Annotated in this window: 22 protein-coding genes and 1 other annotated feature; of the genes, 18 read left to right on the plus strand and 4 right to left on the minus strand. The window is 47.6% G+C overall.

The features are described from left to right. The first annotated feature begins 24 nt into the window (after positions 1 to 24). The 18 genes from spoVAEA to KB186_RS04730 all read left to right on the plus strand — a co-directional run bounded on the left by spoVAEA (position 25) and on the right by KB186_RS04730 (position 19,247). Complete coding sequence (gene spoVAEA / locus KB186_RS04645) at positions 25 to 639, plus strand: stage V sporulation protein SpoVABEA (RefSeq protein WP_173609559.1); 615 nt, start codon at positions 25 to 27, stop codon at positions 637 to 639. Next, entirely contained in the window at positions 593 to 2,062 is a 1,470-nt protein-coding gene (locus tag KB186_RS04650; protein ID WP_173609558.1) for a spore germination protein, read from the plus strand. The genes spoVAEA and KB186_RS04650 overlap by 47 nt, the downstream gene beginning before the upstream one ends. Positions 2,063 to 2,241: 179 nt before the next feature. Then, on the plus strand, positions 2,242 to 3,564 hold the full coding sequence (lysA, locus tag KB186_RS04655; protein WP_173609557.1) for a diaminopimelate decarboxylase: 1,323 nt from the start codon (positions 2,242 to 2,244) through the stop codon (positions 3,562 to 3,564). 124 nt (positions 3,565 to 3,688) lie between these two features. Then, on the plus strand, positions 3,689 to 5,962 hold the full coding sequence (locus KB186_RS04660) for a GGDEF domain-containing protein (protein WP_232773173.1): 2,274 nt from the start codon (positions 3,689 to 3,691) through the stop codon (positions 5,960 to 5,962). 67 nt (positions 5,963 to 6,029) lie between these two features. Continuing rightward, on the plus strand, positions 6,030 to 6,458 hold the full coding sequence (locus KB186_RS04665; RefSeq protein WP_173609555.1) for a peptidylprolyl isomerase: 429 nt from the start codon (positions 6,030 to 6,032) through the stop codon (positions 6,456 to 6,458). Positions 6,459 to 6,641: 183 nt separating this feature from the next. After that, a complete protein-coding gene (locus tag KB186_RS04670; protein ID WP_232773174.1) occupies positions 6,642 to 7,310 on the plus strand; it encodes a site-2 protease family protein in 669 nt (222 codons plus the stop codon). A 19-nt stretch (positions 7,311 to 7,329) separates the two neighbouring features. Next, entirely contained in the window at positions 7,330 to 8,094 is a 765-nt protein-coding gene (locus KB186_RS04675) for a segregation/condensation protein A (RefSeq protein ID WP_232773175.1), read from the plus strand. Next, positions 8,084 to 8,668, plus strand: coding sequence for an SMC-Scp complex subunit ScpB (gene scpB / locus KB186_RS04680; RefSeq protein ID WP_016739982.1), 585 nt, complete (start codon positions 8,084 to 8,086; stop codon positions 8,666 to 8,668). Before KB186_RS04675 ends, scpB begins: the two co-directional genes overlap by 11 nt. Positions 8,669 to 8,812: 144 nt before the next feature. Further along, entirely contained in the window at positions 8,813 to 9,982 is a 1,170-nt protein-coding gene (locus KB186_RS04685; RefSeq protein ID WP_232773176.1) for a D-alanyl-D-alanine carboxypeptidase family protein, read from the plus strand. Beyond that, positions 9,975 to 10,565, plus strand: a complete 591-nt coding sequence (locus KB186_RS04690) for a nucleoside recognition domain-containing protein (protein WP_173609551.1) — start codon at positions 9,975 to 9,977, stop codon at positions 10,563 to 10,565. The genes KB186_RS04685 and KB186_RS04690 overlap by 8 nt, the downstream gene beginning before the upstream one ends. 11 nt (positions 10,566 to 10,576) lie before the next feature. After that, a complete protein-coding gene (locus KB186_RS04695; RefSeq protein ID WP_007724050.1) occupies positions 10,577 to 11,110 on the plus strand; it encodes a spore maturation protein in 534 nt (177 codons plus the stop codon). A 114-nt stretch (positions 11,111 to 11,224) separates the two neighbouring features. Further along, positions 11,225 to 11,974: a pseudouridine synthase gene (locus tag KB186_RS04700; protein WP_232773177.1), complete on the plus strand. Its 750-nt coding sequence runs from the start codon at positions 11,225 to 11,227 to the stop codon at positions 11,972 to 11,974. A 108-nt stretch (positions 11,975 to 12,082) separates the two neighbouring features. Further along, positions 12,083 to 12,607, plus strand: a complete 525-nt coding sequence (gene resA / locus KB186_RS04705; RefSeq protein ID WP_173609549.1) for a thiol-disulfide oxidoreductase ResA — start codon at positions 12,083 to 12,085, stop codon at positions 12,605 to 12,607. Positions 12,608 to 12,620: 13 nt separating this feature from the next. Continuing rightward, entirely contained in the window at positions 12,621 to 14,255 is a 1,635-nt protein-coding gene (resB, locus tag KB186_RS04710) for a cytochrome c biogenesis protein ResB (protein WP_173609834.1), read from the plus strand. Positions 14,256 to 14,279: 24 nt separating this feature from the next. Further along, positions 14,280 to 15,509, plus strand: coding sequence for a c-type cytochrome biogenesis protein CcsB (gene ccsB / locus KB186_RS04715; RefSeq protein WP_173609548.1), 1,230 nt, complete (start codon positions 14,280 to 14,282; stop codon positions 15,507 to 15,509). Positions 15,510 to 15,598: 89 nt separating this feature from the next. Then, the gene (locus tag KB186_RS04720; RefSeq protein ID WP_012686105.1) at positions 15,599 to 16,315 is read left to right on the plus strand and encodes a response regulator transcription factor; all 717 of its coding nucleotides are present in this window, start codon (positions 15,599 to 15,601) and stop codon (positions 16,313 to 16,315) included. Position 16,316: 1 nt separating this feature from the next. Beyond that, positions 16,317 to 18,101: an ATP-binding protein gene (locus KB186_RS04725; RefSeq protein ID WP_173609547.1), complete on the plus strand. Its 1,785-nt coding sequence runs from the start codon at positions 16,317 to 16,319 to the stop codon at positions 18,099 to 18,101. A 15-nt stretch (positions 18,102 to 18,116) separates the two neighbouring features. After that, positions 18,117 to 19,247, plus strand: a complete 1,131-nt coding sequence (locus KB186_RS04730; RefSeq protein ID WP_232773178.1) for an HAD family hydrolase — start codon at positions 18,117 to 18,119, stop codon at positions 19,245 to 19,247. A 41-nt stretch (positions 19,248 to 19,288) separates the two neighbouring features. Here KB186_RS04730 and KB186_RS04735 read toward each other — a convergent pair whose 3' ends face one another. The 4 genes from KB186_RS04735 to KB186_RS04750 all read right to left on the minus strand — a co-directional run bounded on the left by KB186_RS04735 (position 19,289) and on the right by KB186_RS04750 (position 23,711). Next, positions 19,289 to 19,564, minus strand: a complete 276-nt coding sequence (locus tag KB186_RS04735) for a hypothetical protein (protein ID WP_229088043.1) — start codon at positions 19,562 to 19,564, stop codon at positions 19,289 to 19,291. 13 nt (positions 19,565 to 19,577) lie between these two features. After that, the gene (locus KB186_RS04740; protein WP_221867122.1) at positions 19,578 to 20,861 is read right to left on the minus strand and encodes an ArsB/NhaD family transporter; all 1,284 of its coding nucleotides are present in this window, start codon (positions 20,859 to 20,861) and stop codon (positions 19,578 to 19,580) included. A 119-nt stretch (positions 20,862 to 20,980) separates the two neighbouring features. Beyond that, positions 20,981 to 22,564, minus strand: coding sequence for a phosphoglycerate dehydrogenase (serA, locus tag KB186_RS04745; RefSeq protein WP_221867121.1), 1,584 nt, complete (start codon positions 22,562 to 22,564; stop codon positions 20,981 to 20,983). Next, a complete protein-coding gene (locus KB186_RS04750; protein WP_232773179.1) occupies positions 22,557 to 23,711 on the minus strand; it encodes a pyridoxal-phosphate-dependent aminotransferase family protein in 1,155 nt (384 codons plus the stop codon). Before KB186_RS04750 ends, serA begins: the two co-directional genes overlap by 8 nt. A gap of 70 nt (positions 23,712 to 23,781) precedes the next feature. Beyond that, positions 23,782 to 24,030, minus strand: a binding site (T-box leader). Positions 24,031 to 24,039 lie beyond the last annotated feature (9 nt).

A 24,039-nucleotide genomic window follows, 5' to 3' on the forward strand; every position in this document is an offset into this window, starting at 1 on the left:
AGCAGGAAAAGGCGGTGACCCAGCATGGACACAGTACGCCGGAAAGTCATAGTGGTGACAGACGGAGATCATATTGCCCAAAAAGTAATCGAGAATGTCGCCAAGCAATTTGGTGGTCGATGCATATCACTGTCTGCCGGGAATCCGACTCCACTGCGAGGGAATCAGATGGTCGAACTGATTAAAATGACGCCATACGATCCTGTTATCGTCATGTTCGATGACAATGGAGATTACGGCAAGGGTAGAGGGGAACGAGCCCTCGAATACGTGGTGAAGCATCCTGATATCGAAGTAATCGGTGCGATTGCAGTAGCCTCGAATACACATTGGGTCAAGGGTGCGACCGTCGCTTATTCCGTAAACAACCAAGGACAAATTGTAGAAGAAGCCGTGGACAAGGACGGGTACGCAGACGAGCAACTTCAGCATCACATTTATGGAGATACCGTAGATATTTTGAATTCCCTGCATGTACCCAATGTCATCGGTATTGGAGATATAGGCAAAATGGAAGGTAGAGATAGTTTACAAAACGGTTGTCCCATCACAACGAGAGCGGTGCAATGGATAATGGAAAGGAGCGGCGCTCATGGCACAGGTCACGGAAAAACGTCATCCCATTTCAACTTATCTTGAAGAGAATCAGAGGTATTTGAACGACAGACTTGGTGTCGGTAAGAGTTTTGACATTGGGGTTCATGATTTTTATGTGGGTCATACACGAATGTTGTTGTATTACATAAACGGCTTCGCAGAAAGCATACTGATTTCGCAGATCATGCGTGAGCTGAACGATGTACGTGAGCGGGATATGGGTGACAATGCTTTCGACCATTTGTTTCATAAATTCATCCCTTTCTACCAACTGAGCAAGGTAGAAACCACTGACGAGTTTATGGATAAATTGCTCGTTGGCCAAGTAGGACTGATCATTGACCGATCTCCCCATGCCATTATCCTCGATGCCAAAATCCTGCCGAATCGCACACCGCAGGAGCCCGATACGGAAAGAATCGTCCGCGGCGCCCATGACGGCTTTACTGAAGTGCTTGTAACCAATACAGTTCTTACGCGCCGACGGATTCGTGACGAACGGCTCCGATTCGAAATCATGCAGATAGGGGAGCGTACTAAGACAGATGTTGCGGTTGCCTACTTGCACGATGTAGCAAATGAAGAGCTGGTCCATACATTGAAGGAGCGTCTACAAAACATCCAGATTGACGGGATACCGATGGCAGAAAAAACCGTCGAGGAATTTATCATTGGAAAAACGTTGAACCCCTTCCCGTTAGTCCGATATACAGAGCGGCCCGATGTGGCTGCTGTACATCTATTGGAAGGTCACGTACTGATTTATGTGGATACTTCACCGAGTGTCATGATCACACCCGCCACCTATTTTCATCATGTACAACATGCGGAGGAGTATCGACAAACACCGGTAATCGGTGCTTATCTGCGCTGGGTTCGTTTTCTGGGAATCTTTGCTTCCGTTTTTGTTTTGCCGATCTGGTTGCTGTTGGTCATGCACCCTTCCATGATACCGGAGCCGCTTCATTTCTTAGGGATTAAAAAGATGGGCAGCATTCCTATTTTGGCACAATTTGTGATCGCTGAGGTCGGTCTGGACTTGATGCGAATGGCCGCCATTCATACGCCTGCGCCGCTCTCGATTGCCGTAGGTTTATTGGCCGCGATTCTGGTCGGGGACGTGGCGATCAAGGTAGGACTCCTTGCACCTGAGGTTATTTTGTATTTGGCAGTGGCGGCAATCGGGATGTATTCGACTCCCAGCTATGAGTTAAGCTTGGCCAATCGACTTATTCGCTTGTTTCTGATACTTATGGTGGGCTTTTTCTCTACACCGGGACTGATGATCGGGATTACGATCATCCTGATTTTCTTGGCTTCTACCCGTTCACTGAATACGCCTTACTTATGGCCGTTCATTCCATTCAACTACAAAGGGATGAAGGATATTGTGGTACGGCTGGCTGTGCCAAGCAAAAACAACAGGCCGAGTATCGTTCGCTCGCAAAATTCCTCTCGGCAATAATATTCTGAAAACGGATGGGATCACCCATTGTCAAACGCACAACCTTGTAGTAAATTGTAGGGAAGCCTTACGAACAAAAGTTTCTGTATGGCAACTGACGCTCCTTGTTGGTTGCCTTTCTCTATACAAGGTTGTCTATATACATCATCGGTGCGAATGAATTGGGGAGGAAACAGAACATGTACTTACACGGGACAAGTCGAGTGAATGAACAAGGAAACCTGGAAATCGGAGGCTGTGATACGACACAGCTAGCTGCTACTTACGGAACACCTTTATATGTGTATGACGAACAGCAAATTCGCACCAAATGCCGAGAATTTGTCAATGCGTTTCACAATACGGGTTTTTCGTTCCAGGTTGCTTATGCGAGCAAAGCATTTTGCACGTTGGCGATGTGCAAGCTTGTTGAAGAGGAGGGCTTGTCACTCGATGTAGTATCTGGCGGCGAATTGTATACGGCTCTGCAAGCTGGATTCCCCGTAGAGCGCATCCATTTTCATGGCAACAACAAATCTCATGATGAGTTAATCATGGCGCTTGATGCCAAAATTGGCTGTTTTGTTGTGGACAACTTTTATGAGTTGCACATGTTGGCACAATTGGCCGAAGAGCGAAACGAAAAAGTCGCCGTACTCTTGCGTGTCACGCCGGGTGTAGAAGCTCATACACATGAATACATTTCTACTGGGCAGATCGACTCCAAGTTTGGCTTTGATGTGCAAAACGGCCAGGCTCTTGAGGCGATTCAATTCTCTCATGAAAGCAATCATCTCCATTTATTGGGAGTTCATAGCCATATTGGCTCACAAATATTTGAAACAGAAGGCTTCCTCGTGGCTGTCAAACGATTGACAGAGCTGTTGGGCGAAGCAAAAGAAAAGCTAGGATTCCTCCCGGAAGTTTTGAATGTAGGAGGAGGCTTTGGTATTCGGTATGTAGAAAGCGATACACCGCAGCCAGCGGAAACGTATATCAAAGCCATAACAGATATCGTTCGCCAAGAGCTAACAGCGCTTGCGATTCCTCTACCTGAGATTTGGATCGAGCCAGGTCGGAGTATTGTAGGGGATGCAGGGACAACCTTGTACCGAATTGGATCGCATAAGAACATTCCAAATGTCCGAAAGTATATTGCGGTCGATGGTGGGATGACAGACAATCTGCGACCAGCTTTATACGATGCAGAATACGAAGCAGCGATTGCGAACAAAATGAATGCACCTGCCTCAGAAGTTGTATCCATTGCAGGAAAGTGCTGTGAGTCAGGTGATATGCTCATCTGGGATGTGAAGCTGCCAGAAGCGCAAGCGGGCGATATTCTCGCAGTCCCAAGTACAGGTGCATACGGTTATTCCATGGCGAACAACTACAACCGGATTGCTCGTCCGGCAGTTGTATTTGTAAAGGACGGAGAAGCAGAAGTAGTCGTACGGCGCGAAACGTACGCAGAAGTAGTCGGTCACGATGTTTTGCCAAAACGTGCGCAGCTTATGCGTTAAACTTCATAAAAAATGCACAAACCTTCCCGATCGTTTGGGAAGGTTTTGTATTTCCTTCATCTCCCATTCATGATTGCTTAATGTTTTCTCGGCATAATGAAAGGGTGAGGGGGAGCGATTCATCATGTTGTCGACTCTTATGAAGCGGTTTCGACGAATACCCTATATTTCATTGGACAAACGCCAATGGATGAAGGCGATGATTCGGCAAGAAGTGGAGAGAGAGAAGAAAGTCGTCATGTTTTATATAGATATCGTCAAGCTGACGGAGGTGGAGCATCGCTATGGTGATACGAGCGCCAAGAGAGTTCTTCATATATTCGAAAGCATTTTGCCAGCTGTCGCTCGTCAAGCATTTGAAATCAAAGGGAGAATCATCGCGATTCAAAAGCTGTGGGGCGATGATTTTGCCATCTACACTTCCTTTTCGAAAATGATGAGTGAAGAAGACTGTCAAATGCTATCCATTCATTTTCAGGAGCTGGCTGAACGACAGTTAAATCGACAAGTGAGCTTCGTTAATCGCGAGGAGCTTCGTGTCCATATCGGCTTTTCGGAAATCATCGGGGAAGATATCGTGAAAGAGATGTATACCTCTGTCAAACATGCTGTATATATGGCCAAGTATGGGATTACCTCCGAAAAATATGCACACATTAGACAATTTCACAAGCTGCTTGCAGAGGAAAACGTTCAGATGCACTTCATGCCGATCATTCATTTGCCAAATGGCGAAGCACTGGGGTGGGAGGCACTGGCGCGCGGACCGGTCAACAGTCTTTTTGCAACTCCCGCAGCCTTGTTCAATTATGCCCAAGAGACGGATACGGTGTTTCGTTTGGAGCATATATGTCGCAAGCGGGCATTGGAGCATATACGCTACCTGAAGCCTCATGAAAAACTATTCATTAATTTGGACCCACGGGCGATTGACGATCCGTTTCTGTTGCGTGGCAAAGTGCAGATGCTTTTGGCAGAGTATGAGTTGACGCCACAAAACATTGTTTTTGAAATTACAGAGCGTCATGCGATCACGAATTACGCTGTCTTTCGAAAAATCATTGAGGAGTATCGCAAGCAAGGATATATGATCGCCGTAGATGATGCAGGAGCAGGGTATTCCAGCTTGGAATCGATTACAGAAATCTACCCGGACTTTATTAAGCTCGACATGTCCTTGATTCGTAACATCGATGTCGATCCGATTAAGCAGGCGTTGTTGGAGACGTTTGTATCCTTTGCTGACAAAGTGAACTGCAAAATCATAGCAGAAGGGATCGAGACAGAGCGTGAGCTGGAAACGCTCATGGAAGTCGGTGTCATCTACGGACAGGGTTACTATTTAGGCAAGCCGGACAAAGGAATGGCGCAGCTATGTGGAAAGGCGATGAACTTTCTGCGTTTTACGATGGAAAAGCGGATTGAGCAAGAAGCAGCGCCAATACTGCCCACTCCCGCTATGACGGAAATCTTGGCGAAGACGATCAGTGTTGAAAAGCACGTGAAAGTAAGACGCATCCATGAGATTTTCGAGCAAAATCAGCGGATTGAAAGCGTGGTTGTGCTGGAGAACGGCATACCGGTAGGACTTGTCATGAGGTTTTCTCTGTATCAGATTCTTGGTGGTCAATACGGAATCGCACTGTACTATGAAAGACCCGTTTCTCAAATCATGAATACCAACCCGCTCAAAGCTACCAAAGACGACAAGCTGGATGAGGTAGCGAAGCGGGCGATGGCCAGAGATGCTTATCATTTGTATGATGTGGTCATTATTATTGATGAGAAAGGGGAGTACATCGGTATCGTTACTGTGCAGAGGCTGTTGGACAAAATGGCTTCCATTAAACTCGAGATGGCGAGCTCAGCCAATCCACTGACAGGATTGCCGGGAAATGTGCAGATTGAAAGAGAATTGAACCAACGGCTAAAACGGTATGATCATCAGGTGGTCATCTACTGTGATCTCGACCGTTTCAAATGGTTTAATGACCGCTATGGGTTTGAAGTGGGTGATCAGATCATTGTTCGAACCGCGAATTTGTTGCGGGAAGCCTCGAAATGGTACGGAAGCGGGACTGACTTCATCGGTCATATTGGCGGAGATGATTTTATTCTGATTACGACGGCGCAGTGTGCGAATGATGTAGTTTTGTTTATCATGGATGCTTTTACGCCATACTTTTCGGACATTTATGAAAAGCGCAGAATGGGGGACGGTCAGGAGCTCTCGATGTCGATGGCAGGTGTCGTCCTTTACGCAGGGAAGTACACTAGTGCGGAACAAGTTGCAGAGAAGGCTGCGTACGTGAAAATGGTGGCAAAAGCGAAGGCTGGGACTGTTTTTATTACCGACTGTGAGTTGCCTGGCGAAGAGCAGATCCGCATCGAGGGATAAATTGGACGTCAATCGATCTCCATGGTAGAATGGGTACGTTAACTTTACAAGGTATGGAGGTCAACATATGAAAAAGGCGCTCATCACCATGGAAAATGGTAACCAAATCGAGCTGGAGCTGTTCGATCAAGAAGCTCCTGGCACAGTTGCAAACTTTGAGAAATTGGCTAACGAAGGCTTCTACAACGGTCTGTCCTTCCACCGCGTTATCCCTGGCTTCGTAGCACAAGGCGGATGCCCTTACGGAACAGGAACAGGCGGTCCTGGTTACACCATCAAATGTGAAACAAAAGGAAACCCACATAAGCATCTCCGCGGTTACCTGTCCATGGCACACGCAGGAAAAGACACAGGCGGAAGCCAATTCTTCATCTGCTACGATTCTTTCCCTCACCTCGATGGCGTACATACCGTATTTGGTCGCGTCACTTCCGGTTTGGAACACGTTGATGCAATCAAACAAGGCGATAAAATGGGTACAGTAAAAGTAGGATAATAGAAGTTGAATGAACACCGATGAGGGAATCCTTGTCGGTGTTTTTTCGTCAGGCTACATGCTGGGTCAAGCTGGATTGGGGTTGTAAGCCTATCTATCTGCTGGTATGCTAGAAGATAGACGATTTTTATCAGGGGTTGTTCAAAAAGATGACTTTTTGAACGCGCATGATTGGAGGAAGCAATGGATCTTTTTCACTTTGATTGGAAAACGGTACCGTTTCGCTTAATTGCGTTCGTTATCGCTTTCACTTTGCATGAATGGGCGCATGCCTTTGTCGCTTGGAAGCTGGGTGACAATACGGCGAAATCGGAGGGCCGCTTAACTTTAAATCCAATCCCGCATATTGATCCGTTCGGCTTGATTCTCATTTTGTTTGGTCCATTTGGTTGGGCGAGACCAGTGCCGATTAATCCTCTGCATTTCCGTGGGAACAAGCGATTAGGGATTGTTTACGTTTCATTTGCAGGTCCACTCATTAACCTGATACTCGCGGTATTGTTTTACATGGTGTATTTCGTAGTAATTAATTCCGGAGTACTAGTAGGAATGCATGAAAAAGTGGCTTACGCAATTGATATGACACTACGATTTTCTGTTTTGATCAATACAGCTCTTTTCATTTTCAACCTGTTGCCGATTCCGCCATTGGACGGTTACAAAATACTGCGATTTTTGTCTCCGCGAAGTTGGGATGGAAAGTTTTACAATTATGAAGTCTACGGGCCGTGGATTCTCCTATTACTCATCTTTATTCCGGGGGTCAGCACAATCATTTTTGGTATTCCCCATGGGATTGCCCTGGAATTGGTTCAACGAATTGGAAGTAGTATCTTAAGCGTGTTCATCTAACGGAAACGAGGGACGACTTTTGGCTTACAGCATCAAACTTGATTCCTTTGAGGGACCACTCGATCTGTTGCTCCATCTGATCGACAAGGCTGAGGTGGACATCTACGACATACCGGTAGCGGAAATTACGGAGCAATACCTCGCGACGATTGACAAGATGCAAGAGCTTCAACTGGATGTGGCCAGTGAGTTCGTAGTGATGGCGGCTACGCTCCTCTCTATTAAAAGCAAGATGCTGTTACCTAAAAAGGAGGAGCATGTCTTTCAGCAGTTCCTCGATATGGATGTAGACGAGATAGACCCGCGTGAAGAACTGGTTGCGCGTCTGTTGGAGTACAAGCGCTATAAGATGCTTGCCGAGAACCTGCGAGAAATGGAAATCGGTCGTAATCAAGTCTTTACACGTCCCGCAGAGAATTTGTCTCCTTATGTGCGTGAAGAGGATCATACGGTATCAAATGTGACACTCTACGATTTGATCAACGCGCTGGAAAAGCTGGTAAAGAAAACGAAAGGAAAAGAACCGATGACCAAGGTATCGCGAGACGAAATCTCCATCAAGGATCGAATGACAGAGATACGCCAAGCGGTACGCAGCGGTGGGATGGTTCGCTTTTCTGAGTTGTTTACGCAAGGGGCGACGCGTACAGAGATTGTGACGACCTTTCTCGCCTTGCTTGAGCTTATGAAGGCTAAGCATATTACGTGTGTACAAAATCAATTGTTTCAAGACATCATCATATGTGAAAACGGAACGGAAGGAGCCCACACTGATGGACTATGACAAGCTGAAAGGCGTAATCGAGGGCTTGCTGTTCATCTCGGGTGATGAAGGAATCGATGCCAAAGAAATCAGTGAAATCACTGAGGTGTCGGAAGAAGAGGTCATCGACTTGATCGAAGACATGAAAGCTGACTTCCGCCGGGCAGGACGCGGTATTCAAATCGTGGAAGTGGCAAAAGCGTATCAGCTGACCACTCTGCCCGAGCATGTGCCCTATTTTGAACGGTTAGCAACATCACCAGGTCAGTCAACGCTATCCCAAGCAGCGTTGGAGACACTCGCCATTGTTGCGTACAAGCAGCCCCTGACCCGTTCGGAGATTGAAGAGATCCGTGGCGTTAAATGCGAAAAAGCACTGAACACCCTCTTATCCAAGCAACTCATTCGTGAAGCGGGGAGAGCAGAGGGGATCGGACGCCCCATTTTGTACGCGACCACCAAAGAGTTTTTGGAGCATTTTGGTTTACGGGAACTGGGGGATTTGCCAGAACCGCCTGTCAATCTTGATATTGAAGAAGCGCGTCTTGAAGCATCAGCGCTATTCGGAAAAGCAGAAGAAGCGACAAACGACTAGTTACAGCCCGGACAGTTTTTCGTACTATCATACGACTCGTCCCCATATACTATGGTACAAACCTGTGTATCGTGGTATAACGACGGCTTATCTCTTGCCTTATAGGCAAGGATGAGTCCAAGTTTTCAAATGGGGAGGACGTTTATGAACATCCGAAAATATCTGTCCGGCGTACTCGTCGTTTTTCTTTTTATACAGATGACTTTTACGCCGGCAGTGGTGGTAAAGGCTGCTGCAGCTCCACCTGGCTTGTCCGCTGAAGGTGCAGCACTAATCGATGTCGAGAGTGGACGGATTCTTTATTCCAAAAATGGTACGAAAAAAATGAGGATTGCGAGTCTGACCAAAACGATGACAGCAATCGTAGCAATCGAGATGGGCAAATTGGATGCACAGATAACGGTACCGCCACAAGCAGTAGGTGTAGAAGGCTCATCCATCTACTTGAAAAATGGAGAGAAGCTCACGCTGGAAGAACTGCTGTACGGTTTGATGCTGCGATCTGGCAATGACGCAGCCGTCACCATCGCTACCCACATCGGAGGATCAGTGCCCGGATTCACTTACTTAATGAATGAAAAGGCTGCAATGATTGGAATGGAGCATACGAATTTCACCAATCCGCATGGTTTAGATGACAGTAACCAGCATTACTCCACTCCGGAAGATATGGCAAAGCTGTCCGCCTATGCCTTGCATAATCCGGTGTTTCGTCAAATCGTCTCAACGAAAGTCAAGGATATTTCGTGGGAAGGCGAACAATGGGACCGGCGCTTACTGAACAAAAACAAGATGCTTCACCTTTACAACGGTGCTGATGGTGTGAAAACGGGATACACCAAACTCGCGAAGCGCTGCCTGGCTTCCTCTGCCACAAGGAACGGAAGACAGCTGGCGACAATTACTCTGAATGCTTCTGATGACTGGAACGACTCCGCCAAGCTGATGGACTGGGGCTTCGCAAATTATCCGCTACAAGAGTTGGTCAAGAAAGGGCAGGAGGTAAAGCCTGAAACGCCAGTCACATTTGAAGCAGGAACTCATCTTGTCACCACAAACACATTTCAATATCCACTGCAAACGGCAGAAACAGAGGCGATTCACAAGCGTGTCGTTATGGGAGAATCAACGGTGACATCGAAAATGGATGGTCAACTGGCAGGATTTCTTCAGCTCTATTTAAAGGAAAAGATGATTGGGCAGGTTCCGTTGCTGGTTCGTGTGGATGCGCCGACTTCTGCAACCCCGCAAGCTTCACGCTCAATGTGGCAGCAGTTTTGGGGAATAGTGTCAGGGGGGCTGTGGAGTGCTTAATGTCATCTGGCTCGGGCTCATTGTCATTAGCATTGTCGTTGCGGCCGTGACGGGGCGGATGGAAGCGATCAACGCAGCAGCGTTTGAGGGAGCCAAGACGGGAGTAACGGTTTGTCTCGGCCTTCTCAGTGTTCTCGCCTTTTGGATGGGAATGATGCGGATTGCTGAAAAGTCAGGACTCCTTGAACTATTGGCGCGGGCATTGTCACCGATCATTCAAGTCCTTTTTCCCGATGTTCCAAAAGGGCATCCTGCTATGGGGTATATCCTCTCAAATATGAGTGCAAACCTGCTCGGGCTAGGTAATGCAGCAACGCCGATGGGGCTGAAAGCGATGGAAGAACTCCAAAAGCTGAATCCAGACAAGCAAAACGCTTCGGCTGCCATGTGTACACTGCTGGCGATCAATACGGCGAGCATAACGATTATTCCTACAACCATGATCGCAATCCGTATGCAGTATGGCTCCGTGAATCCCGTAGAAATCGTAGGGACTACGCTGTTATCTTCCTTTGCCGCCACGATTGTCGCGCTGTTGATTGATCGCATGTACCGTTATCGACATATACGAAGACACAGATAGGGGGAGTCCTTATGTACCAATGGGTATCCCTGCTCTCTCTTTGGGCCATTCCCGTTACGATTGCCTTTGTCTTGTTGTATGGGTGGCGGAAACAAGTCCCCGTCTACGAGACGTTTGTAGATGGAGCAAAAGGCGGCTTAACCACTACCATTCGCATACTCCCGCACCTGATTGCCATGATGGTCGCGGTGAGTATGTTTCGGGAATCAGGAGCGTTGGATCTACTGCTTCGCGCGCTCAAGCCGCTGCTTGACCTGCTGCATTTTCCGGAAGAACTGGTCCCGTTGGCGTTGCTTCGTCCGTTGACGGGAACAGGCTCGCTTGCGATTGCAACAGATCTGATCGCGCAGTACGGTCCCGATTCTTTTTTGGGCAGACTGGCCGCTACAATGCAAGGGAGTACAGATACGACTCTGTATGTCCTAACCGTTTATTTTGGCGCAGTTGGTATTCGCAATTCTGCTTATGCACTAAAAGTAGGCTTGTGGTCAGATCTGGCAGGTGTCATATTTTCGCTGCTCATTGTCTCCTACATTTTCGCTTAAAAGAGCTCAAATAGAGTAGGCTTTGAAAACTTCCTCATGGATATGGGGAAGTTTTTCCCTTTTTCTTGTCCACACTAGTAAGAATGGGTATGATGTTGTAGAGGTGAACCAACGATGGAACGTTTACAGAAAGTATTGGCGCATGCTGGAGTCGCCTCTCGTCGCCATTGTGAAGAATTGATTGCGCAAGGCAAGGTGCAGGTAAATGGCCAAGTCGTACGAGAGCAGGGAATAAAAGTCGATCCGCTCAAGGACAAAATTGTGGTGAATGGACAGCCGGTTAAGCTGGAGCAACATGTCTATCTCTTGTTGTACAAGCCTACTGGTGTCATTACGAGCGTCACAGACCCACGCGGCAGACGGGTAGTGATCGATCTGTTGAAGGGAATTAAAGAACGGGTATATCCAGTAGGTCGCTTGGATTACGATACTTCCGGCTTGCTGCTCTTGACGAACGACGGGGAGCTCGCCAACAGGCTGGCACATCCAAGCTATGAAATCGATAAAGTGTATCGGGCATGGGTAAAGGGAATCCCCAGTCAGGAAAAAGTGCGCAAGCTAGCAACCGGCATTCGTTTGGAAGACGGCATGACTTCTCCCGGTCAGTCTAAATTGCTAAAGACAGAGTCTAGCAGTCAAAGAGCATTGGTAGAACTGACCATACATGAAGGACGAAATCGCCAAGTACGCAGAATGTGTGAGGCGATCGGTCATCCGGTGTTGACATTGGAGCGAATCCGTTTAGGATTTCTTACATTAGATGGACTGAAGCCTGGTGAATTTCGCAAGCTCACGCATGAGGAAGTGGAGAGGTTGAAGCGGGGCTTGGTTCAAAAGAAAAGGAGCCCGCGCGCGAAACATTGATTCGTTCAAAATCTGTTCATAAGTTGTGCGCTGTCGGAAAAACTAGGAACGCTATAATAGAATGGGAAAAGGATGCAATTTATTAGCAGTAGATGGGAGTAAGGCCTCATGAACAAAAGCAATCGTACATATGTCAGGATCGCGGTATTGGGTGTTTTGCTTGTGGCGCTGGTCTTTGCACTCTATTCCAGCTTTGTGAAGGACCCCGGTGCTGTGAAAGTAGGTAGCGATGCTCCGAATTTTAGTTTGGAACAATTGAATGGACCAGAGCTGGCTCTGGAAAGTTTGAAAGGAAAAGGCGTTATCCTCAATTTCTGGGGCACATGGTGTGAACCCTGTAAGGAAGAAATGCCGGCATTGCAAAAGCAATATACGAAGTTTAAAGATAAGGGATTGGTTGTAATTGGCGTCAATATCGGAGAATCGCCAGTTGCCGTAGAACCATTCGTAAAGCAGTTCGAGATTGACTTCCCTATTTTGCTAGATCGCCAATCGGAAATTACAAAGCTGTATCGAATTGGTCCGATTCCGACGACCTTTTTCATCGACCCAGATGGAGAAGTGCAGGAAGTATTTATCGGGCAATTGGATGAAGCCATGATTGAGTCAAAAGTAACAAAAATCTTGCCGTAAGTGAGGAGCAATGATGGATCAGCGAAAATGCGAATGCGGTCATACCAACCCGGTTGGGACGCTGCTCTGTGAGTCTTGCGGGAAGCCTTTGAACGTGGAAGTCCACGAGCAGACATCGTTTCCTGACATGCGTTATGAAGGAATGGCAAGACGTTCTCAAACGAATAACACGAAGGTAATCGACCGAGTCTGGAACTTTTTTTCTTCGGTCAAAATTGCAATCGGTATCATTATTGTCATTTTGGTGGCGTCCGCAGTCGGAACCATCTTTCCGCAGCAAATGTACATACCAGTACCCGTACCGACAGAAGCAGATGTTGCCCGCTTTTATACGGAAACATATGGTACGCTTGGAACGATTTTTTACGGCCTTGGATTTCACAATATGTACTCGTCCTGGTGGTTTGTGACGCTTCTGGTTATGCTCGGTACATCTTTGGTTATCTGTAGTCTGGACCGCGTAGTACCGCTGTATAAAGCGTTAAAGAAGCCGAGATTGAACCAGCACAAGTCCTTCTTGAAAGGGCAAAAGCTGTTTGCAGAGGGTGAGCTTGCTCCAGACGCCAATCAGGAAGCAATACTGGACGCCTCCGCTCTGGCATTAAAAGAAAAAGGATACCGCATTTTCCGCACGGAGCGAGCGATTATGGCTGAAAAAGGCCGTTTTAGCCGTTGGGGTCCTTACATTAATCACATTGGATTGATTTTGTTTTTGGTCGGTACCTTAATGCGAAGCCTGCCTGGCTTTTACTTGGACGAGTACGTCTGGGTGCGTGAGGGACAAACAATGGCGATTCCGAATACCCCTTACTACATAAAAAACGAGAACTACACGACAGAGTATTGGTCGGAAGAAGAAATGCCGGAGCAACTGGAGCTTAAGGGCGGAGCCATCGTGAAGAGCTACCAGACAGATGCCATTTTGTATGAAAATAAAAGCGCTGACGTTCCAGGAAAAAAGCCGGATTTGGTAGAAGTACAGAAGGGGCCGATCGTCGTGAATCATCCGATGGAGCAGGACAGCCTCTACATTTATCAGAGCGGCGTGCAAGAGATGCAGCTTGGAGCGCTCAATTTTACAGTGGTCGATTTGAAAAACAATAAAAAAGAAATCGGCCTTATCAAAATTGATCTGTACAATCCACAGCCCGAGCAAACCATTGCGGATGGGTTCACGGTACGGATTTTGGATTACTTCCCCGATTTTATAATGGGAAAAGACGGGAAGCCTGCGACGAAAACCAATTTACCTAAAAATCCGATGGTCGCATTAGAACTCATTGGAGACAATGGCAAGTACAACGAAAAATTGGTATATCTTGAAGGAACCATTCTTACACAGAAAAATGATCCTCGTTACGGCCTCGACATCAAAATGCCTGATTTAATCGATATTGCAGGGCTGAATGTACGGGTGGACAAAGCATTGCCACTGATTTATTTCGGTTCATTCATTTTCCTTGCGGGCGTTGCAATCGGTGTGTTCTGGCAGCATCGCCGGGTTTGGGTACAGACGCAAGAGGGAAGTATCTTGGTAGCGGCCCATACGAATAAAAACTGGTTCGGTCTTCGCAGGGAAGTAGACGGGCTGGTTAAACAAGCGGAGCTCCCTGTCACGATAGAAGATAAAACGAAGGCTAAGGCCTAAAGCTTCAAAGGGGGTACTAACAACGTGCAGCTCATTCAACTGAGTGACTGGTTATTGGATATCGCGTTTCTGCTCTACGTGATCTCGTCTATCGTCTTCGCTGTAGCCGTGACGGGTAAAAATTGGGCAGGGCGTGATCCCAAGCAACATGAAAATCGCTATGGACGGATTGCGTATTGGTTAGCCGTTGTCGGTTTTGTGGCGCAAACAGGGTATGTGGTTGCTCGCTGGATTGCCGGCGGCCATAGCCCGACGAGTAACATGTTTGAGTTTATGGCATTCTTGGATTACTGTATTATTCTGGCCTACTTAATTATTTACCGGATTTACAAGCTGACCTCGATTGGGGCGTTCGTTCTTCCGCTTGGGGTAATCATGCTCGCGTACTCGTACGTGTTCCCGAAGGAAATCACCCCACTGATTCCGTCTTTGCAGAGCTACTGGCTGCACATTCACGTGACAACTGCAGCCCTGGGTGAAGGGATTTTGGCGGTTGGTTTTGCAGCGGGTCTCATGTATTTGATCCGTACCGTTCCGCAGCATATTTCCACGAAAAGTACGAAATGGTTGGAGATTGTGCTGGCTGTGGTCCTGATGCTCGTTGGATTCATTTTAATGGATTCTACCTTTGCTCGTATGGATCAAAAGACGGTATTCGAGATGAAGAAAGAAGAAATGAATGCAGCGGGACAAAAGGTAAAACCGAAAGTGGAGTACATCCTGCCTGCAATTGTTGCACCGGCTGATTCAACCATCATCAAGGAAGGGCCAATGTCACCACTCTTTGAGGCACCTACCTGGATGGAAGGAAAAGACGCTGCACGGAAATTGAATACGATGCTGTGGTCAATCCTTACAGGGGTAATTCTGTATGGCGGATTGCGTTTGATTTTCCGAAAACGATTAGGGGCTGCTATCAAGCCTTCGGTTGAAAGCGTCGATCCTGAGCTTCTGGATGAGATCAGTTATCGAGCAATCAGTATCGGATATCCAGTGTTTACTCTTGGAGCCCTTATCTTTGCGATGATTTGGGCAGAAGAGGCGTGGGGACGATTCTGGGGGTGGGACCCGAAGGAAGTATGGGCATTAGTTGTCTGGCTTTTCTACAGTGCCTACTTGCACTTGCGTCTATCGAGAGGCTGGATCGGTGCAAAATCAGCATGGATGTCCGTCATCGGGTTTGTCATTATTTTGATTACACTGGTCGTGGTCAATTTGGTCATTGCTGGTTTGCACTCTTACGCTGGGGTGTAGAATTTCCTCAAAAAGCTGGTTATACCACCAGCTTTTTGGACTATCTTCTAACGGTTTTACGATATTATGAGAGCAAGAGGTGTTCCAGTATGGAAAAAATGGCACGTATACTCGTGGTGGATGATGAAGAACGCATTCGCAGACTACTGAAAATGTACTTGGAAAGAGAAAACTTCCTGATTGATGAAGCAGATAATGGAGAGCAAGCAGTCGAAATGGCTGTGGGAAGTGACTATGATATCATTTTGCTCGACTTGATGCTGCCAGGAATGGACGGGATCGAGGTATGCCAGCGTGTTCGTGAATTCAAGGCAACCCCTATTATTATGCTGACGGCAAAAGGGGAAGAAACGAACCGCGTTCACGGGTTTGAGGCAGGGGTAGACGATTATGTTGTGAAACCGTTCAGCCCGCGTGAAGTCATGTACCGGGTAAAAGCGATTCTTCGCCGTTCTTCCGCGACAGCTTATTTGAAGACAGAGACATTCAACAGTCATTCCGTCCTTGTTTTCCCGGAACTGACCATTGACCACGATGCACACAAGGTCATTGCAAGTGGCCAAGAGGTGAGCCTGACTCCAAAAGAGTATGAGCTTTTGCACTACTTGGCATTGTCGCCGGATAAAGTCTTCACGCGTGAAGAGCTGCTGAAAGATGTGTGGCACTACGAGTTCTTTGGCGATTTGCGTACGGTGGATACGCATATCAAGCGTCTCCGCGAAAAATTGAACCGTGTTTCTCCACAAGCAGCCAATATGATCGCCACGGTTTGGGGCGTCGGATACAAGCTAGAGGTGCCAAAGTAAAGTGGACGTTATTTTTCGCAGTGTAGTCGGAAAGCTATGGATGACCATTATTGCCTTATTTGCTCTTGTCTTGACGATCTTCAGTTTGTTGCTCGTTCAATCCTTTGACAGCTTTTATAGCAATCGGCAGTCCAAGAATTTGCACGATTTGGCAGACGGGATCGCAGTCGGTTTGGCGCAGAGTCCAGATATGACTGCCGCTATGGAGATGGCCTCCAGGTTTGGTTTGGTCCATCATACGGGCATGGTCATTCTCGATGAAAAAGGCAAGCAAGTCGGTATGAGCGAGGGGGCTGGGCTCCCTCGTATTCCGGTTGAGCGATTGCTCCAAAATCCTGCATTGCGTTTGTCTGATGCGCTGGCGGGCAAGCATCCTGCACCCAAAACGATCTATATTGATGTGAATAATTCGGCCGATCATACAAATAACAAGCATGAACTTCTCGCCGTCGCTGTTCCTTTAGAAATGGCAGCAGGGAAAACGGGTGCAGTGGTCATGTATCAGGCGATTGAAGATTTTGATGATACGGTTAGGGAAGTCAGATTTTTAATTTTTGTGGTTGGCGTCATCGGATTTGTTTCTACCACTGTATTCGCCTTTTTCCTTTCATCGCGTATTGCGACTCCATTACGTCAGATGAAAGAAACGGCGCATCGCATTGCGGAAGGGGACTTTCATGCTGAAATCCCGATCAGGACCCAAGACGAGACTGGTGAACTTGCGGCTTCGTTTAACACGATGGCAAGCAAGCTCAATCAGTTAGTCGATGCACTGTCCAAAGAGAAGGAGCAGCTGGCGAGCGTTCTTAGAAGCATGGTAGATGGTGTTGTGATGATAGATGCGAACGGTAAGCTGGCTGTAACGAATCCGCCAGCGGAACGTTTTTTGCGAGATTGGGATTTCGAGCATTCGGATGAGCCTGTTCCGCTGTTCCCGTTCTATCAGCAGGTTTTGCAAACCGGACAGGAAGTGACAGAAGATATCCCTGTTCAAGGACGCATATGGTCGGTTGTCATGGTACCTTTGAATGATCGGGATCAAATCCGAGGTGCTGTCGCAGTTCTTCGAGACATCACGCAGGAGCGTAAACTGGATAAGATGCGCAATGATTTCGTGGCGAACGTATCCCATGAGCTGCGAACACCTCTATCCATGTTGCAAGGGTACAGTGAAGCGATTGTGGATGATATTGTGGCAACACCGGAAGAGCATAAAGAATTGGCCCAGATCATCTATGACGAGTCAGCGCGTATGACCAAGCTGGTGAATGAATTGCTCAGTTTGGCACGGATGGAAGCGGGGCATGTTGAGTTGTTCCAGGAGACGATGGAACTGCGTCCGTATTTGGAGCGCATTCAACGTAAATTCACCAATTTGGCGAGAGAACGCGAAATCCATCTCTTCCTTGAAATATCGACGACGCATACCCATGTATTCATTGATCCCGATCGCATGGAGCAAGTGCTAACGAACTTGATCGATAATGCGCTGCGACATACACCAAGTGGAGGAAGCGTCACCATTCGGGCTCGCGGGGATAAAACATTGCTGGTTGAGATAAGCGATACAGGCAGTGGCATCCCACAAGAAGATTTGCCGTTTGTTTTTGAACGATTTTATAAAGCTGACAAGGCTCGCACACGTGGACGACTAGGCGGAACTGGTCTTGGACTAGCCATCGCGAAAAACCTTGTCGAGGCACACGGGGGCACTATCAGTGTGCAAAGTAAGCTGGGTGAGGGAACGACATTTACAATCGCCTTGATGCTGCATAAAAACAAGTAGGAGTGTAGAGAGAAAATGATCAAAACGATCTTATTTGATGTTGATGGGGTTATGTTGAGTGAAGAGCGTTACTTTGATGCTTCTGCATTGACCGTATGGGAATTTTTGTACAGCCCGCAGTATGTAGGGCTTGCAGGCGAGGAATTCACACCTTCTCCGGAAGAAGCACAAATCAGACGAGTGCGCGAGCAAGTTTTCGCTCATGATGAAGTGCTGAACTTCATCAAGTCACGTGGAATCAACTCCAACTGGGACATGGTTTTCCTCGCGTTTTCCTATCAGTTGATTCGTTTGATTGAAGCGGTTAAAACGCAAGTTCCAGAAGCAACGAGCCTTCTTGTCGAACAAATTGATCGACCGCAATTGGCAAAAGTGAAAGAGTGGGCTGCCACTTATGCTCATGATTTCCAAGTAGACTACGCAGCGTTCACCGCTGATTTTGCCAAAGGTTCTGCACAAAAAGCAGAAATGCTGCTCTACTTGAATCAAATTGCAAAAGAGCGTTGCGGTATTGCAACAGAAATGTTCTCACGCAATAGTGATCTATGGCAGTTGATTCAAAAGACGTTTCAAGAATGGTATCTCGGTGATGAGCGTGTGGCAGCATCGATTGGGCGTGAAACCATGCAGCCAGGTAAGAAAGGATTCTTGTCAGACGAGATTCCCATTGTACCACCTGCTGAAATGGTCGAGTTGTTCCGTACATTGAAAGAAAAAGGCTACACACTGGGAATTGGAACAGGGCGCCCTACCATCGAAACGCATGTTCCTCTCAGTGAGATGAACATACTGGAATGGTTCGACCCGAACCGCGTCGTAACTGCCTCTCACGTACTCGATGCGGAAGAAGCGTTTCCTAGCTTTGCGCCGATGTCCAAGCCACACCCTTATTCCTATATCAAAGGGTTGCTTGGACTCGATACACCGATTAGCGATGCTGTCCATTTTGCATTGCCAATCGAAAATGGGGATGAGGTGCTGATCGTCGGCGATTCACTCGCAGATTTTCTAGCGGCTCGCTCAATCGGTTGCAAGTTTGCAGCGACATTGACTGGACTGTCCGGTCAAGACGCTCGCAGCAAGTTTGAAGAGGAAAAAGCAGATTTTATTCTCGATGATGTCCGCGATATCCTTTCCATTCTGTAGATAAAAAAACTCCGCCGTATGTAGAAACGGCGGAGTTTCTTTTATTCCCAACTAATCGATTGCAGACATTTGAAGCGAAAGGCATGGATCAAAAAGGATTCGATCATGTTGAGACGTACGATTACTTCGAAAGATCCATCCTCTCGTGAAAAAAACAGGACATCCGTGTAGTCTTTGTTCCCCTCAAAATAACGCCGTACCTCTTTGACACGACCTCGCATGGACTCGGATTTAACGACAATGTGGTAGGTAGCATCCTGTTGTGAAATTTGTTCCTTGATCTCAATTTCTTTTTCATTAAAGGTATAATGGAACATTAGGGGTTCCTCCTCACCAAATAAAATAGCGCAAGTAAACATAGACATGAGCAATCAAGATAGACAGGATCATTAACGGGAAGGCGACCTTCATAAAGCTGAAAAAACCGATATGATGTCCTTCCTTTGCAGCCAAGCCAGCAACAATCACATTGGCACTAGCTCCAATCAAAGTACCGTTCCCACCTAAACACGCTCCAAGTGCAAGACTCCACCAAAGCGGCTCCAAATTGGTGATCCCGAGGGCTCCCATTTCCTTGATCATTGGAATCATGGTGGCAACGAACGGGATATTGTCAACAAAGGCAGAGGCGATGGCACTCAACCAGAGAATCAGCAGGGAGGTCTTGAGTGAATCTCCACCGGTCAGATTCATTGCTTCCGTTGCGAGCTTTTTGATCACGCCTGTTTCCACTAAACCAGAGACGAGAACAAACAGACCGATGAAGAAGAAAATCGTATTCCACTCGACTTTGCTGATCGCGTCTTCTAAATAATGCTCTCCGGTAAGGAGGAGCAAAAGAAATGCTCCAGTTAAAGCGATCGTTGCCGACTCCAAATGAAGGGCACCATGAAGCATGAAACCAATAATGGTCAAACCCATCACCGTCAAAGACTTTTTCAATAAACGGCTGTCGGTAATCTCATCACGCTCATTTAACTGCATGATTTTTGCACTCAACTCAGGTGATGTTACTAACTGCTTGCGGTAAATCAGGACCAAACAAACAACAGTTACAGCCATAATCACGATGATAACGGGGCTCAAATTCACGAGAAACTTCATAAAATCAAGCTCTGGTACTGAACTGCCAATCATGATATTCGGTGGGTCACCGATCAACGTAGCTGTTCCTCCGGCATTGGAGGCGATGATTTCACTGATTAAAAAAGGAATCGGATTAAGCTCGAGCTGGCGGGCGATGCTAAACGTCACAGGTACGATGAGAAGTACAGTAGTAACGTTGTCCAAAAAGGCGGAGGCAATGGCCGTGATCAAGCTCAGATAGACGAGGATGCGAATCGGTTTGCCTTTTGCGACCTTTGCCGCACGGATAGCCACATACTTGAATACGCCGGTCTGCGCCGTAATGGCAACCAAGATCATCATTCCGATAAGTAAGCCAAGCGTGTTAAAGTCGATATGGTGAATCGCTTGTTCCTGTGTAATGATCCCGAACAAGACCATGAGAATTCCGCCAGACATGGCGACGATGGTTCGATGTAACTTTTCGCTAATAATAAATGCATAGGTAACTAAAAAGATACCAATAGCGAATAATGCCTGATTCGTCATAAGAAGCTCCTTCCTTGGTGTGCAGAATTATCTTGTCCCATTATAGCTCTAACCAAAATCAGGGTAAAGAAAAAGACCCGGCATATGGCCAGGTCTATTCTCAGGTGAAAGGGATAACCTTACAGCTCGATTTGTGTAACGCTTTTCACTTCCGCCAGCTCGCCCATCGTATCGAGAAGCTCTGGCGTCAATGGTTTGTCGACAGAGAGCATCATGATCGCGTCTCCACCGATATCACGGCGTCCTACCTGCATCGTTGCGATGTTCACGCTGTTTTCACCCAAGATGGAGCCGACACGTCCGATCACACCTGGACGGTCATTGTGGTGAATGTAGAGCAGGTAGCCCTCAGGCGCTACGTCAATCGCAAAGTCGTCAATTTTCACAATACGCGCACCGTAACCATTAAGTCGCGTTCCAGCCACTGTGCGTGTCTCTTGCGTCGTTTTCAAGCTAACGGTCAGTAAGTTCGTAAAGCCTTTGTTTTGCGCTGCCTTTTGCTCCGTTACGGTGATGTCGCGCACTTTTGCGAGAATCGGGGCGTTCACATAGTTGACTTCCTCGCCTAGACGGAAGGACAGTACTCCTTTGAGGACTGTGCGAGTCAGCGGGGATGTGTCTACCTCTGTCAATTCACCGCTATATTTAATCGAAATCTCCGAAATGGAACCTACTGTCACTTGGGCAAGGAAATGGCCCAGCTTTTCACCTAACGTGAAGTACGGTTGGACTTTTTCCATCACATGTGCAGGGATCGAAGGCAAATTCACGGCGTTTTTGAATGGCTCGTCACGAAGAACCTTCAGGATTTCTTCCGATACGTCTACAGCCACGTTTTCCTGTGCTTCAATGGTCGAAGCCCCCAGATGTGGAGTCGTTACCACTTGTGGCAGACCTACAAGAGGGTTGTCTACAGGTGGTTCTTCTTCGAAAACGTCCAGAGCTGCCCCAGCAACTTTTCCTGCAGTAATCGCCTCGTAGAGAGCCTTCTCGTCAATGATTCCTCCGCGAGCGCAGTTGATCAAGCGAACGCCATCTTTCATTTTCGCGAATTCACGCGTGCTGATGATGTGGCGGGTTTCTTTCGTCAGCGGAGTATGGACGGTAATGAAATCTGCTTTGCGGCAAATTTCATCCACAGTTGCGTTGGTTACACCCATCTTTTCCGCACGTTCCTCGGTCATGAAAGGATCGAAGCCCATAACGGTCATGCCAAATGCTTTCGCACGCTTCGCAACCTCAGAACCGATACGCCCCATACCGATGACTCCCAATACTTTGTTATTCAACTCAACCCCTTGGAAGCTTTTGCGATCCCATGTACCGTCTACCAGCTTCTTGTGAGCTTGAGGGATGTTACGAGCGACAGCCATCAGCATGGCAAACGAATGCTCTGCAGTAGAGATGGTGTTGCCGTCTGGAGCGTTGATAACTGGAATACCTGCTTGGGTGGCAGCGTTGATATCAATATTATCGACACCGACACCCGCGCGACCGACTGCCTTCAGCTTTTTGCCGGCAGCGAGGACTTCTGCTGTTACTTGGGTTTGGCTGCGTACGAGGAGTGCATCGTAGTCGCCAATCACACTGATCAGTTCGGCAGGGGAGAGGTTTGTTTGGCGAACAACTTCTACATCAGAAGCGTCCAAGAGCTGTTGAATTCCAAATTCGCTAAGTGGATCGGTAATGAGTACTTTATACATGTGCAATGAGCACCTCCTGAGCAGCTTTTACACCAGCACCCAGCTCAACTGGAGCACCGATTTGGTGAAGCGACAATTCGATGGCAGAGATAACTTGCAGAACATCCAATGGCTCGCAATAACCCATGTGCCCGATACGGAAGATCTTGCCTTTCAGGTGCTGCTGACCCCCAGCAATCGTAATGTTGAATTGCTGCGTTAACATTTTGCGGAGAGCTTCTGCATGAAAGACTCCAGCTGGATCACAAGAAGTAACGGTCGTCGATGCGTACTGATCTTCGGCCATCAGTTTTATGTTTAATGCCCTCATCGCTGCGCGAGCCATGTCTCTCATCAGTTCATGGCGCTTTACGATAGCTGGCAAGCCTTCTTCCTCCAACATATCCAATACCTCGGCGAGACCGAAAATGAGGGATACAGCAGGCGTATACGGAGTTGTTTGCTCTGCCAAGCTTTTACGGTATGCTTTTAAGTCCAAATAGAAGGCGAGCGATTTGTTTTGCTCAATCACTTGCCATGCACGTTCACTCGCAGCGAGGAAAGCAAGACCTGTTGGCAGCATGAAAGCTTTTTGCGAGCCGGTTACCACGATATCGACACCCCACTCGTCCATTTCGCATGGAACCGCACCGAGGTTGCTTACTGCATCCACAATGAAGAGGGCGTCCGAATGTGTGCGAATGGTTTTTGCCAAGTCAGCAATCGGATTTTCAACCCCAGTGGATGTTTCACAGTAGGTTGCGAAAACGGCTTTTACCTGTGGCTTTTTTTGCAAGAATGTTTCAACCAAATCAGGTGTAACAGCTTTGCCCCAAGGAACTTCCACGCGATGGGCGATGATACCGTAACGCTCGCAAATTTTTGCAAAGCGCTCACCAAATGCACCGCTGACGAGGACGGCAGCTTCATCGCCTGGTTGAAGCGTATTTACGACGCCCATCTCCAGTGCGCTCGTTCCGCTACCTGCCAAGATGTATACATCCTGCTTGGTGCCAAAGTAAGGCTTCAGTCTTTCAGCAGTACGGGCGAAAAGGGCAGAAAATTTGCCGCTGCGGTGTCCAATCATCGGTTGGCTCATCGCCGTTTGGACACGTGGTGGAATAGGGGTAGGGCCAGGGATTCTCAAGATCATTTTGTCTGCGAACATGGTTCTCTCCTCCTAAATATGTGCATATCAAAAAAACCTCCCGTTCTCACACTGCTCCTATTACAGAACAGTGAGGGACGAGAGGCTTTGCTTCGCGGTGCCACCCTCATTCGCTCCTTTTTTCTCAAAAAAGAGCCTTGGTAGGTACATGACCTAAAAGAGATAACGGATCTACCGTTTGCGTCTACTGGGAAGGTGAACCCTCTTTTCAACGCAGCAGCTCAGAAGTGCTTAACCGTGGGAGAAACCGCCGATTCGCAGCAACCATCGGCTCTCTGGGGATTTCTCGATCACAGCGTTTCTTCGTCAACGCCGTTGTTTTATAAGG

Source organism: Brevibacillus sp. AF8, assembly GCF_021270385.1.
Classification (GTDB): Bacteria; Bacillota; Bacilli; order Brevibacillales; family Brevibacillaceae; genus Brevibacillus.

Bases quoted from the DNA above. Each gene is read 5' to 3' on its own strand.
- spoVAEA (WP_173609559.1), top strand. From the start codon at position 25: ATGGACACAGTACGCCGGAAAGTCATAGTGGTGACAGACGGAGATCAT.
- KB186_RS04650 (WP_173609558.1), top strand. From the start codon at position 593: ATGGCACAGGTCACGGAAAAACGTCATCCCATTTCAACTTATCTTGAA.
- lysA (WP_173609557.1), top strand. From the start codon at position 2,242: ATGTACTTACACGGGACAAGTCGAGTGAATGAACAAGGAAACCTGGAA.
- KB186_RS04660 (WP_232773173.1), top strand. From the start codon at position 3,689: ATGTTGTCGACTCTTATGAAGCGGTTTCGACGAATACCCTATATTTCA.
- KB186_RS04665 (WP_173609555.1), top strand. From the start codon at position 6,030: ATGAAAAAGGCGCTCATCACCATGGAAAATGGTAACCAAATCGAGCTG.
- KB186_RS04670 (WP_232773174.1), top strand. From the start codon at position 6,642: ATGGATCTTTTTCACTTTGATTGGAAAACGGTACCGTTTCGCTTAATT.
- scpB (WP_016739982.1), top strand. From the start codon at position 8,084: ATGGACTATGACAAGCTGAAAGGCGTAATCGAGGGCTTGCTGTTCATC.
- KB186_RS04685 (WP_232773176.1), top strand. From the start codon at position 8,813: ATGAACATCCGAAAATATCTGTCCGGCGTACTCGTCGTTTTTCTTTTT.
- KB186_RS04695 (WP_007724050.1), top strand. From the start codon at position 10,577: ATGTACCAATGGGTATCCCTGCTCTCTCTTTGGGCCATTCCCGTTACG.
- KB186_RS04700 (WP_232773177.1), top strand. From the start codon at position 11,225: ATGGAACGTTTACAGAAAGTATTGGCGCATGCTGGAGTCGCCTCTCGT.
- resA (WP_173609549.1), top strand. From the start codon at position 12,083: ATGAACAAAAGCAATCGTACATATGTCAGGATCGCGGTATTGGGTGTT.
- resB (WP_173609834.1), top strand. From the start codon at position 12,621: ATGGATCAGCGAAAATGCGAATGCGGTCATACCAACCCGGTTGGGACG.
- KB186_RS04720 (WP_012686105.1), top strand. From the start codon at position 15,599: ATGGAAAAAATGGCACGTATACTCGTGGTGGATGATGAAGAACGCATT.
- KB186_RS04730 (WP_232773178.1), top strand. From the start codon at position 18,117: ATGATCAAAACGATCTTATTTGATGTTGATGGGGTTATGTTGAGTGAA.
- KB186_RS04735 (WP_229088043.1), bottom strand. From the start codon at position 19,564: ATGTTCCATTATACCTTTAATGAAAAAGAAATTGAGATCAAGGAACAA.
- KB186_RS04740 (WP_221867122.1), bottom strand. From the start codon at position 20,861: ATGACGAATCAGGCATTATTCGCTATTGGTATCTTTTTAGTTACCTAT.
- serA (WP_221867121.1), bottom strand. From the start codon at position 22,564: ATGTATAAAGTACTCATTACCGATCCACTTAGCGAATTTGGAATTCAA.
- KB186_RS04750 (WP_232773179.1), bottom strand. From the start codon at position 23,711: ATGTTCGCAGACAAAATGATCTTGAGAATCCCTGGCCCTACCCCTATT.